At 59.6% G+C, this 12,184-nt stretch carries 10 protein-coding genes; 7 read left to right on the top strand and 3 right to left on the bottom strand.

Annotated features, from left to right (window positions below; genetic code table 11):
* Positions 1 to 38: 38 nt before the first annotated feature.
* The 4 genes from thrC (at position 39) to ATI02_RS09520 (ending at position 3,913) form a co-directional block, all read left to right on the top strand.
* Positions 39 to 1,448: a threonine synthase gene (gene thrC / locus ATI02_RS09535; protein WP_095191183.1), complete on the top strand. Its 1,410-nt coding sequence runs from the start codon at positions 39 to 41 to the stop codon at positions 1,446 to 1,448.
* 120 nt (positions 1,449 to 1,568) lie between these two features.
* Complete coding sequence (locus ATI02_RS09530; protein ID WP_095191182.1) at positions 1,569 to 2,942, top strand: transporter substrate-binding domain-containing protein; 1,374 nt, start codon at positions 1,569 to 1,571, stop codon at positions 2,940 to 2,942.
* 117 nt (positions 2,943 to 3,059) lie between these two features.
* On the top strand, positions 3,060 to 3,467 hold the full coding sequence (locus ATI02_RS09525) for a response regulator (protein WP_100846133.1): 408 nt from the start codon (positions 3,060 to 3,062) through the stop codon (positions 3,465 to 3,467).
* A 164-nt stretch (positions 3,468 to 3,631) separates the two neighbouring features.
* Entirely contained in the window at positions 3,632 to 3,913 is a 282-nt protein-coding gene (locus ATI02_RS09520) for a DUF3509 domain-containing protein (protein ID WP_100846132.1), read from the top strand.
* 177 nt (positions 3,914 to 4,090) lie between these two features.
* Here ATI02_RS09520 and ATI02_RS09515 read toward each other — a convergent pair whose 3' ends face one another.
* Together ATI02_RS09515 and ATI02_RS09510 are read right to left on the bottom strand one after the other, a co-directional pair.
* On the bottom strand, positions 4,091 to 5,071 hold the full coding sequence (locus ATI02_RS09515) for a TIGR02285 family protein (RefSeq protein WP_100846131.1): 981 nt from the start codon (positions 5,069 to 5,071) through the stop codon (positions 4,091 to 4,093).
* Positions 4,998 to 6,197 carry a CaiB/BaiF CoA transferase family protein gene (locus tag ATI02_RS09510; protein ID WP_100846130.1) on the bottom strand — a complete coding sequence of 400 codons (1,200 nt, stop codon included), beginning with the start codon at positions 6,195 to 6,197 and terminating at the stop codon, positions 4,998 to 5,000. The genes ATI02_RS09515 and ATI02_RS09510 overlap by 74 nt, the downstream gene beginning before the upstream one ends.
* Positions 6,198 to 6,343: 146 nt before the next feature.
* On the opposite strand from ATI02_RS09510, the gene ATI02_RS09505 reads away from it, so the two are divergent.
* The 3 genes from ATI02_RS09505 to ATI02_RS09495 all read left to right on the top strand — a co-directional run bounded on the left by ATI02_RS09505 (position 6,344) and on the right by ATI02_RS09495 (position 10,023).
* On the top strand, positions 6,344 to 6,886 hold the full coding sequence (locus ATI02_RS09505; protein ID WP_007908961.1) for a YaeQ family protein: 543 nt from the start codon (positions 6,344 to 6,346) through the stop codon (positions 6,884 to 6,886).
* A gap of 53 nt (positions 6,887 to 6,939) precedes the next feature.
* A complete protein-coding gene (gene recJ / locus ATI02_RS09500) occupies positions 6,940 to 8,649 on the top strand; it encodes a single-stranded-DNA-specific exonuclease RecJ (protein WP_100846129.1) in 1,710 nt (569 codons plus the stop codon).
* A 267-nt stretch (positions 8,650 to 8,916) separates the two neighbouring features.
* A complete protein-coding gene (locus ATI02_RS09495) occupies positions 8,917 to 10,023 on the top strand; it encodes an NADH:flavin oxidoreductase/NADH oxidase (RefSeq protein WP_095191176.1) in 1,107 nt (368 codons plus the stop codon).
* A gap of 208 nt (positions 10,024 to 10,231) precedes the next feature.
* On the opposite strand, the gene ATI02_RS09490 is transcribed toward ATI02_RS09495, so the two are convergent.
* Positions 10,232 to 11,860, bottom strand: coding sequence for a glucan biosynthesis protein D (locus ATI02_RS09490; RefSeq protein ID WP_100846128.1), 1,629 nt, complete (start codon positions 11,858 to 11,860; stop codon positions 10,232 to 10,234).
* Positions 11,861 to 12,184: the final 324 nt, after the last annotated feature.

Genomic DNA, 12,184 nt, shown 5'->3' with positions numbered 1-12,184 from the left:
GGGCCCGGCATTGCGAACACTCTCCATTGGAGTCAGTCATGCGTTACATCAGTACCCGCGGCCAGGCACCGGCCCTGAATTTCGAAGACGTCCTGCTGGCCGGTCTTGCCACCGACGGCGGTCTGTACGTCCCGGAAGTGTTGCCACGTTTCACTCAGGAAGAGATCGCTTCCTGGGCCGGCCTGCCGTATCACGAGCTGGCTTTCCGCGTGATGCGTCCGTTCGTCACCGGCAGCATTCCCGATGCCGATTTCAAAAAGATCCTTGAGGAAACCTACGGCGTGTTCTCGCACAGCGCCGTCGCGCCGTTGCGTCAGTTGAACGGCAACGAGTGGGTGTTGGAGCTGTTCCACGGCCCGACGCTGGCGTTCAAGGACTTTGCCTTGCAACTGCTCGGTCGTCTGCTCGACTACGTGCTGGAAAAACGCGGCGAGCGCGTGGTGATCGTCGGTGCAACTTCCGGTGATACCGGTTCGGCGGCCATCGAAGGCTGCAAGCACTGCGAAAACGTCGACATCTTCATCCTGCACCCGCACAACCGTGTGTCGGAAGTGCAGCGTCGCCAGATGACCACGATTGTCGGCGAGAACATCCACAACATTGCCATCGAAGGCAACTTCGATGACTGCCAGGAAATGGTCAAGGCGAGCTTCGCCGACCAGAGCTTCCTCAAAGGCACCCGTCTGGTGGCGGTGAACTCGATCAACTGGGCGCGGATCATGGCCCAGATCGTTTACTACTTCCACGCAGCCCTGCAATTGGGCGGCCCGGCGCGTTCGGTGTCGTTCTCGGTGCCGACCGGCAACTTCGGCGACATCTTCGCCGGTTACCTGGCGCGCAACATGGGCCTGCCGATCAACCAGTTGATCGTCGCCACCAACCGCAACGACATCCTGCACCGCTTCATGAGCGGCAATCAGTACGTCAAGGAAACCCTGCACGCGACGCTGTCGCCGTCGATGGACATCATGGTTTCGTCGAACTTCGAACGACTGCTGTTCGACCTGCACGGTCGCAACGGTGCCGCCATTGCCGGCTTGATGGACTCGTTCAAGCAGGGCGGCGGCTTCAGCGTCGAGCAAGAGCGCTGGACCGAAGCACGCAAACTGTTCGACTCGCTGGCCGTGGATGATGCGCAAACTTGCGAAACCATCGCCGAAGTTTACGAGCAGTGCGGCGAGTTACTGGATCCGCACACCGCTATCGGTGTTAAGGCCGCGCGTGAATGCCGTCGCAGCCTGGACATCCCGATGGTGATCCTGGGGACTGCTCATCCGGTCAAATTCCCCGACGCGGTGGAAAAAGCCGGTGTAGGAAAAGCTCTCGAACTGCCTACACATCTTTCTGATTTGTTTGAGCGAAACGAGCGCTGCACCGTTCTGCCAAACGAGCTGAAAGCCGTGCAGGCCTTTGTCAGTCAGCATGGCAACCGCGGCAAGCCGCTTTAAGCCTGTAAAAGCTGTCACATTTTGAAGCCCGTCTCCTGACGGGCTTTTTTGTTTGTGCTGCCACACTGCTCGGGTTTTCACCCATGAAGGACGGGTGAACCGATCACGAAGGAAGTGGCAATGCTGTTTGAGAAAGGATTTAAACCAGTCTTGAACTGGATGTTTTTTTTAGGTCTTCTGGCAGGCGTATCCAGCAGCGGCGCCGCGCAGCTGGCGCGGCATGACAGCGTCAGGCCAGCGAACATCGATCCGGTTGCACTGGATGCCCGGGAACGACAGTGGATCCGCGACAACCCGCGAGTCATCGTCGCGTCGGTGCAATACCCGTTGTACCTGTTCCAGGACGAGCATGGCCGCTGGAACGGTTTGAACAATGATGTGCTGCAACGCATCAGCGCCATGACCGGTCTGCGTTTTGTCCATGAAGAGTCGTTTTCCACTGACCAGATGCTGGAACGCTTGGAAAGCGGCGCAGCGGATCTGAGTACGACGCTGGCCATGACCGAAAAACGCAAAACGTTCCTCGATTTCAGTCATGCCTTTGGTGGCGCCGGCTGGGTGTTCGTCGGTCGTGCGGGCGATCCGGCATTGAACTCGCTGGATCAGTTGGCCAAACGGGTGTTGGTGCTGCCCGCCAGGCATGCGTTGGAGGAGGTGATTCGCCGCGATCATCCGGCCATCCAATTGCGTCTGGTCAAGACGTATGCCGAGGCCCGGGCACTGGTCGAAAGCGGCGAGGCCCACGCGACCATTGAAAACGAGATCGGCGCGCAGTTGTATCCGTCGGGTCTGCTCAAGGTCGGCGAGGTGCTGGAAGGCAAGTGGGAAGCCGATCATCTGGCCGTGCGTAAAGGCCAGCCGGAGCTGCTGAGCATTCTGAACAAGGCGCTGAGCGCGTTTTCCCCGGCAGATCTGCGGGCCATCCGCCTGAAATGGCTGGACGGCGTCGCGCTGGCCCCAGAACCATCGATCTGGCAGCGATTGACCGAACCTGGTTGCTGGGTGATGGGCATTGTGGGCGTGTTCGGCCTGCTTTCGCTGGTGTGGAATCGCCGCCTGACGGTGGTCATCAAGCAGCGTCGTGAGGCCGAACAGTCCTTGAGCGATGAGTTGGCCTTTCAGCATGCGCTGATCGACGCCATGCCCGACCCGATGTTTGTGCGCGATCTCGAAGGCCGTTTGATTACGTGTAACCGTAGCTACGAAGAAGCGCTTTCGGTACGCCTGGATCAGGTGCAGGGGCGGCGCATTGTTGAGGTTGATGCGCTGCCCGAGGCGACGGCAATGATGCTGCACGATGAGTTTCTGGCGCAGTTGCAGACCCGCAAGACACGTTTCAGCAAGCGGCAACTGCTGTTCAAGAACGGCCCCAGGGACATTTATCAATGGACCGTGCCGTTCTACAGTGCCGATGGCAAATTGCGCGGCTTGCTGGGCGGCTGGACGGACATCACTCAGCGACGGACGGAGGGCGGGTGTCGATGTCTGCAGTGAGGATCGGAAATGTCCTATAAGACGCGGCTACTTTTCCGATGGGAGGCTGAGGATCACTGACCTAGAGTGGACAGTCACTGCGGTCAGAGGCCGCGATTGTCGTTGCAGAGGTCGCCCATGCGCTCGCTAAAAGTCCTGATCCTTGAGCATAATCCGTTCCAGTTGATGGCGTTGCACCAGATGCTCAACGCCATCGGTATCTACGATGTATTGACTGCGCCATCCCTGGCCTCGGCGGTGTGTTCGCTGGAACATCGCGGTACGGTTGATATTGCGATCTGCGATCCGCAGCTCAAGGGCGGTGATGGTCTGGCGTTGATTCGGCACCTGACGTCTCGAAGCGAGGCGCGCGCGGTCATCCTGCTCGGCGCGGTGGCCCACAGCCTGCTGATGGATCTGGATGAGCAGTTGCATGAGCATGGGCTGAAGCTCTTGGGGCGCTTGCACTCCCCTGTCTCGGCGGTATTGCTGAGGGGCCTGCTCGACACTTACCTGACGGCCACCCAGCAGCCCGTTCGTGTATGAGAAAGGCTGATTGTTTTTCTGTCATCTTCGCCCGGCATGATCTGACAGACCGGTGACACTGCGGTGCCTGCGGCCGGTATACAGAACTTTCTTCTCGGGCCGGTGGTCATTTATTGTGAACACGCCCAGGCACAATGTTTTCGCACTATTGAGTGGAGATCGAGATGGAAAGTATCAGTCTATTGCTCGGTGAGGCTCTGAGCCCGTATCAGGTTTCGTTGTCTCCAAGCGGTGCCCACGGCGAATGCCTGGTGACCTTGAAGAACAGCATCGGCGCGATTGTAGTGGAGCGCGAGTTCAACCAGGCACAGTTGACCGACAAGCGTCAGTTGACCGATGTGGTCGATGGCTTGCACCGCGACGTCCTGATTGCCGAAGGGCGGCTGCAGCCGTGTGTCCTCGCGGCCTTGCGCAATGCAGGACTGGACAAGCGTCCGGCGCTCTGAAAATGAAATATTTTTTGTGGGAACCTTCCTGCATCCCTGTCAGTCAGACCCCGTAACAGCAGGATCAAGCATTGTGCTCCGGTGCTTGTCGCTTGCTGCTACTGGTCTTTTTTACGGGCCACGTTTAACCCCGAGTCGTCTCCCCACTTCTCGGGGTTTCTTTTGTCCGCAATTTACTCATTGCGCCGCCTGCTGTTCGAAGAACGCCCGGGCCTGTTCGAGGTAATCGGCACGTCTGTCGGGGTCCAGCCAGTCGGCATAGCGCCGGTTTAATTCATCGTGGGGCAGGGTACGCAGCAGTTGATTGATCTCGGTGATCGCCTGGCGACCCTGGGTGGTATCGGAGCATCCGATGTAGCCCGACAAGTATTTACCGTTGCCGCGAATCGGATAAAACAGCAGCTCGTCTTCGGCAATTTGCGCCAGTTGGGCCTGATAGCGGATTTCCGGCCAATAGCCCAAAACCACCTGTAAGCGTCCCAGGCGTTGCATCGACAAAAGGCTGTTAAGGGCGTCATTGCCGTAATGCGCTGTCAGCGCGTCTTGTGGTGCCTGGCGCAGCAGATTGTCGACCAGCTCACCGTAACTGCGCTTCGCGATGACGCCGACCTTGTCCTTGCCATCGGCTAAAAACGCTGCCAGATCGACTTCACCGTCCACCAGAAACGGCGCCAGCACCTCACGGTCTTGCTGGCGCACTACCAGACCATTGCTGACAGCCCGGAAGGCGGGGATGGAGAACGCGATCCATTGCGCCCGTTCCTTGCTCCAGATTAACGACGGGTCGCAGGTGAACGAAGCTTCGTGAAGCATCTGTGTGCCCCGGGCGCGGTTGACCCGCATCAGCGTGTGTTCGTATTGCGGCATTCCAGCGATGAGCAGCGGCATCAGGTAATCGATGACCCCCTGGCCCTTTTTCGGGCCTTCGAAAATGGTCAGCGGCGGCATGTCGCGCAATAACCAGATCAGTGTCGGTTTCGCCTGTGCCCAGGCCGGCCACCCCAGCAGAAACAGCAAGCCGAACAGTCGCCACGTCCACCAGTGGTGGGCGCGGTTGGCGGCCGAAGTCTGCTGGCTTTTCAGTTCAAATGGCTCCGTCTTCGCGCAGGCGGGCGATCTGCTGTTCGTCGTAGCCAAGATCGTGGAGTACCTGCGCATTGTGTTCACCCAACTGCGGTCCGACCCATTCGGATGTGCCGGGTGTCTCAGAGAGTTTCGGCACGATGCCTGGCATCTTGAAGGGCTTGCCGTCCGGCAGCTTGGCGTGCAGGAACATCTCGCGCGCCAGGTATTGCGGATCGTTGAACATGTCCTCGGCGCTGAAGATTCGGCTGACCGGTACGTCGGCCTGATTGAGCAGGTCGAGCACGCTTTGCAACGGCAGCGAATTGACCCAGCGATCAATCACGCCATACAACTCGTCACGGCGACTGTCGCGCCCGTCGTTGCTGGCCAGCGTCGGGTCATTGGCCAGATCCTCGCGGCCGATCACCAACATGAAACGTTTGAAAATGGCATCGCCATTGGCGCCGATCTGCACATGCTTGCCGTCGGCGCTGGTATGGATCGAGGAGGGCGTGATGCCGGGCATGATGTTGCCGGTGCGCTCGCGGATAAAACCGAACACGTCGAACTCCGGCACCATGCTTTCCATCATGGCGAAGATCGCTTCATACAACGCCACATCGACCACTTGACCCAAACCACCGTTGACCTCGCGGTGCCGCAGCGCCATCAATGCGCCGATCACGCCCCACAGCGCGGCAATCGAATCGCCGATGGAAATCCCGGTGCGCACCGGCGGCCGATCCTCGAAACCGGTGATGTAGCGCAAGCCGCCCATGGATTCACCGACGGCGCCAAAACCTGGCTGATCCTTCATCGGCCCGGTCTGGCCGAAACCGGACAGGCGCACCATCACCAGTTTCGGGTTCAAGGCGTGCAGGGTTTCCCAGCTCAGGCCGAGTTTTTCCAGAACACCGGGGCGGAAGTTCTCGATCAGGATGTCGGCTTCGGCAAGGAGCTTTTTCAGGATCGCCAGGCCATCGGGATGTTTGAGGTTCAGCGTCAGCGACTTCTTGTTGCGCGCCTGAACGAACCACCACAACGAGGTGCCTTCGTATAACTTGCGCCATTTGCGCAGGGGATCGCCGCCGTCCGGCGATTCGATCTTGATCACTTCAGCGCCGAACTCGCCGCAAATACGTGAGGCAAACGGCCCGGCAATCAACGTACCCAATTCAATGACTTTCACGCCGCTGAGCGGTTTGTTGGCGAACGGCATACTGAATCCTGTAGGACAAGGTTGAGCGGATACAGCGTTTTAACATAGCCGGCTGTCAGGCGCCCGAAGTTGATCGCCATCAATTCGATGATTGCCTACCGCATCGGTTAGACTTGCCGACTTTCCTCGTATCAAGAAGCCCGTTCATGGCCCAGCCGTCCACTACCTATAAATTCGAACTGAACCTCACCGACCTCGACCGCAGCGTCTACGAGAGCGTCAAGCAGACCATCGCCCGTCACCCTTCGGAGACCGAAGAGCGCATGACCGTGCGGCTGCTGGCCTACGCACTCTGGTACAACGAGCAGTTGTCGTTTGGCCGTGGTCTGTCGGACGTGGATGAACCTGCGCTGTGGGAAAAGAGCCTGGACGACCGTGTTCTGCACTGGATCGAAGTCGGCCAGCCGGACGCCGATCGCCTGACCTGGTGCTCGCGCCGCACCGAGCGCACCAGCCTGCTGGCCTACGGCAGCCTGCGTGTTTGGGAAACCAAAGTGATCCCGGCGATCAAGAACCTGAAAAACGTCAACATCGCCGCTGTCCCACAAGAAGTGCTGGAAACCCTGGCCAAGGACATGCCCCGCGTCATCAAGTGGGACGTGATGATCAGCGAAGGGACGATCTTCGTCACCGACGACCGTGGTCAGCACGAAGTCCAGTTGCAATGGCTGCAAGGCGAGCGCGGCTGATCCGCGCCACTGCTGATTAATCCTACGTATTCAAGAGAAGTCTCCGTCACCCCATGCGTATTGATCCTCGACCGTTGCCTGCCACTCTGCCGTTTCTCGGTGACCTGCCACCGCTGCTGACCCGCTTGTACGCGGCGCGGGGCGTGCAGTCCGAAGTGGAGCTGGACAAGAGCCTCAAGCACTTGATTCCGTTTGAGAAACTCAAGGGCATCGAGGCCGCGGTAGACCTGCTGGTGACGGCGCTGGAACAACGCCAGCGCATCCTCATCGTCGGTGACTTCGACGCGGACGGTGCCACCGCCAGTACGGTCGGCATGCTCGGTCTGCGCTTGTTGGGCGCGGCGCACGTCGATTATCTGGTGCCGAACCGTTTCGAATACGGCTACGGCCTGACCCCGGAAATCGTCGAAGTCGCCATGACCCGCGAGCCGCAGTTGCTGATCACCGTCGACAACGGCATTTCCAGTGTCGAAGGGGTGGCCGCCGCCAAACGTCATGGACTCAAAGTCCTGATCACTGACCACCACTTGCCTGGCGATGAATTGCCGCAGGCCGACGCATTGGTCAACCCGAATCAGCCGGGCTGTGAGTTTCCGAGCAAGGCGCTGGCCGGGGTCGGGGTGATTTTCTATGTGTTGATGGCCTTGCGCGCGCGCCTGCGCAGCCTTGGCTGGTACGAGAACAGCCCACAGCCGAACATCGGTGAACTGCTCGATCTGGTGGCGCTGGGCAGCGTCGCGGACGTGGTGCCGCTGGACGCCAACAACCGGATTCTGGTGCACCAAGGCCTTGAGCGAATTCGTGCCGGGCGTGCGCGGCCGGGAATCAAGGCGATCCTCGAAGTGGCCAAGCGGGACGCTGCTCGCATCACTTCAACGGATCTGGGGTTTATCGTCGGCCCACGCCTCAACGCCGCCGGGCGTCTGGATGACATGAGCCTGGGCATCGAATGCCTGCTCACCGCCGACGCCAACATGGCCCGGGAAATGGCCGCGCAACTGGATGGCATGAACCAGGATCGCAAATCTATTGAGCAGGGCATGCAGCGCGAAGCGCTGGCCCAACTAAAGGACTTGCCGGTCGAGTCGATGCCGTTTGGGTTGTGCCTGTTCGATCCGGAGTGGCACCAGGGCGTCATCGGCATCCTCGCCTCGCGGATGAAAGAGCGTTATTTCCGTCCGACCATCGCCTTCGCCGACGCTGGCGACGGTCTGCTCAAAGGTTCGGGACGCTCGGTGCAGGGTTTCCATATTCGCGATGCTTTGAGCGTGGTGGCGGCGCAGCATCCGGAGCTGATCAGCAAGTACGGCGGCCACGCGATGGCGGCCGGTTTGACCTTGCGGCAGGAGAATTTTCCTCTTTTCGCTGAAGCATTCGACGCTGAAGTGCGTAGGCAACTTCGCGAAGAAGACCTCACCGGGCGCATGCTGTCGGACGGCACCCTCGCCGTGGAAGAGTTCCATCTCGAACTGGCCCGCGCCCTGCGTCACGCCGGGCCGTGGGGGCAGCACTTCCCGGAGCCGCTGTTCCATGGTGTGTTCCAGTTGGTCGAGCAGCGGGTGGTCGGTGAACGTCACCTCAAAGTCGTGCTGAAAAGCGAATGCGGTTCGGTGAAGCTCGATGGCATTGCGTTCGGTATCGACCGTGATATCTGGCCGAATCCGACCATCAAGTGGGTCGAGCTGGCTTACAAGCTCGACGTCAACGAGTTTCGTGGCAACGAGACCGTGCAACTGATGATTGCCCACATCGAACCGCGCTGACCCCTTCGCGAGCAGGCTCACTCCCGCAGGTACGGTGTTGTCCTTGTGGGAGCGAGCCTGCTCGCGAAGGCGGACTTTCACACACAGAATTACTCTGAACCCTCCCTCATCCCCGGTTGTCGACTAGGCTCTAAGCACTGCTTGATTGGCCTTGTGACGTCTTGTCGATTTTTTTGCCCGCGGGGGCGGGTGCCGTACCTTTTCCTGTCACTCGTCGACTTTTCAAACAGAACCCTGGAGCCTGCCCACTGATTCGAGAGGTGCCCCATGAGTCTGCTGCTTGAACCCTTTACTCTGCGCCAACTGACCCTGCCCAACCGCATTGCCGTATCGCCCATGTGCCAGTACTCCAGCGTCGACGGCCTGGCCAACGACTGGCATCTGGTTCACCTCGGCAGTCGTGCGGTGGGCGGTGCGGGGCTGATATTCACCGAAGCCACGGCCGTTACGGCCGACGGGCGGATCACCGCCGAAGACCTTGGTTTGTGGAACGACGAACAGATCGAACCGTTGCAACGCATCACCCGTTTCATCACCGCCCAAGGCGCAGTCGCCGGTATTCAACTGGCGCACGCCGGGCGCAAGGCCAGTACCCATCGGCCGTGGATCGGCAAGCATGGCAGCGTCAAACCGGATGATGGCGGCTGGACACCGGTCGGGCCGTCACCGATTGCCTTTGACCCGCAACACACACAGCCGAAACCGCTTGATGAGGGGCAGATTGCCGACGTCATACAGGCCTTTGTCGATGCCGCGAAACGTGCGCTGACGGCGGGCTTCAGTGTGGTTGAGGTGCATGCGGCGCATGGTTATCTGCTGCATCAGTTTCTCTCGCCGCTGAGCAATCAACGGCGGGATCAGTACGGTGGTTCGTTTGAAAATCGTATTCGTCTGGTGCTGCAAGTCACTGAGGCCGTCCGCGCTGTCTGGCCGGAGGAGTTACCGGTGTTTGTCCGTGTTTCGGCTACCGACTGGGTTGAGGACGGCTGGAACCCGGATGAAACCGTCGAACTGGCGCGTCGTCTGCACACACTCGGTGCGGACCTGATCGACGTCTCCTCGGGCGGCACCGCGGCCAACGCGGAGATTCCCGTTGGGCCGGGCTATCAGACACGCTTCGCCGAACGCGTACGCAAGGAGTCAGGCATCGCCACCGGCACTGTGGGAATGATTACCGAGCCGGCGCAGGCCGAGCACATCCTGCGCACTTGTCAGGCCGACATCATCTTCCTCGCCCGTGAACTGCTGCGTGATCCGTACTGGCCGCTGCACGCCGACGATGATCTGGGTGGGCGCAAAGCCGTATGGCCGGCGCAATATCAGCGCGCGACCCATCGTGATCAGCCGATTCATGAGTCTGATCTGCGTGACTGAGTGAACTGCCAGAAAACAAAAAGCCCCGGCCAGTGATGGTCGGGGCTTGGTTTTTTTGTCTGCTGAATATTGTTTTGCCTGGCCCGCCTTCGCGAGCAGGCTCGCTCCCACATTGGTTCAATGCCGGTCATGACTTTTGCGGTCGACCTAGATCAACTGTGGGAGCGAGCCTGCTCGCGAAGAGGCCCGCCCAAACGCTAGAGAAGTCTCAAGGATACTTACGCTTGTCCGGCGCCGGCGGGAAGTACTGGTACAACCAGGTCTCACTCAACGTGCGGTCATTGGTGCGAATGAACAACCGCAACTCCACCGGTTCGACGCTATCACTGGTCGGATACCAATCGAACAGGATCCGGTAACCCTTGATGTCATCCAGCACCAGCACGCTGAAGTCCTGCACTTTGCCGTTCGAGCAGGTCACCACCGGTTCGATGCCGGTTCCCTGCGGCAGGCGATCCAGGCCGCCGCCGGTGAAGTCCACGGCAAAGCGACGTGCCCACACCGGCGGGTAATGCTCGCCCGGCGCCCAGCCTTCGGTGAAGCCGCCCATGCCGGAGCGTGTTGCATGCACCCGCGCCAGTGGTGTGCCGACTGGTGGCAAGGCGCTCCAGTAAAGCTTGTAGCCGTAATTCAGCGAATCCCCGGCAGCCACCGGTTTTTTCGGTGTCCAGAACGCCACGATGTTGTCGAGGGTCTCGCCGGTTGTAGGAATTTCCAGCAGATCGATAGAGCCTTCGCCCCACGCGGTTGTAGGTTCTACCCACAGGCTCGGGCGTTTGCTGTACCAGTCGACGGTGTCCTGATAGTTGGCGAATTCGTGGTCGGTCTGCACCAGACCAAAGCCTTTCGGATCGGTATCGGCGAAGGCGTTGAATTGCAGGGTCGCCGGATTGTTCAGCGGACGGCAGATCCACTCGCCATTGCCGCGCCACATCGCCAGACGGTCCGAGTCGTGGATCTGCGGGTGAATGGTGTCGCACATGCGGCGCTCGTGGGTGCCGCAGCTGAACATGCTGGTCATCGGCGAGATGCCCAGTTGTTCGATGGCCGTGCGCGCATTGATGTGCGCATCGACTTCCATCACCACGCGCTCGGCCTGGCAATCGATGTCGAAGCGATACGCGCCCGTGGCACTCGGCGAGTCGAGCAGGGCGTATACCACAAACCGCGTGGCGTTCTTGTCCGGCGTCTCGAACCAGAACTTGGTGAAGTCAGGGAACTCTTCACGTTTCTTCGCGTAAGTGTCGATCGCCAGACCGCGCGCCGAGAGGCCATATTGGCCAGTGGCGTCTACCGCACGGAAATAGCTGGCGCCGAGGAACGACAAAACGTCGTGACGATCCAGTTCCGGGGCCTTGAACAACTTGAACCCGGCAAAACCCAGATCGCCCTTGAGCTGTTGGGTATCGACCGAAGTGTTCTCATAGTTGAACAGCGCCGGGCGGAAATGCACCTCACGGGCGGTACGGGTCTTGGCATCGACGCTGTACATGCGCACCGGCTGACGGAAACCCATGCCGACGTGGAAGAACTGCACATCCAGTTGACCCTTATTTTCTTTCCACAACGAATGCTCGCCGTCATAGCGAATAGCGTTGAAGTTTTGCGGGGTCATGGTCGCCAGTGTCGGCGGCAGCACCTGTTTGGTGTCCTGATAGCCACTACCGGCCAATTGCTTGGCCTGACGCTTCAGCGCCTCGAAATCGAAGGCCTGCGCCTCGCCATCAGCGGCGCCGCCACTGGCCGCCCAGGCACGGCTGGCCAGCAGGCCAGTGGCCGAAAGACCGGTGTAAGCCGCAATGGCCATGGACGCTTTGAGCAAATTCCTGCGGTGCATAAATACAACCTGTCGTGGACAATCCCGCGCCGTTCCTGGCACGTGCTGGATCAGAAATTACGGTTCGGACAAGCCTTCGGCCAAACGCTACGGACTATTAACAGATGCCCGCTAGCTTAAACCGTTCGCTCGCAATGCAAAATTCGTTGATTCAGTGCGACAGGGTGTCAATGAAACAAGACATGTCGGTTAAAAATCTGACAGGCCCGTCTGATTTACATGGCATATCTGCTTTTCTCGACTAATTACTCTAAAAACTGCTTTTCAGCGCCGAATTTATTTCTATTCTATGGGCATGACCGGCGCGACCCATTTGGCCGGCAG

Origin of the sequence: Pseudomonas baetica, from assembly GCF_002813455.1 — a bacterium.
In the GTDB taxonomy this organism is placed as follows: Bacteria; Pseudomonadota; Gammaproteobacteria; order Pseudomonadales; family Pseudomonadaceae; genus Aquipseudomonas; species Aquipseudomonas baetica.
Note: the sequence above shows the minus strand (reverse complement) of the source record. Positions and strands in the feature narration are given on the sequence as shown.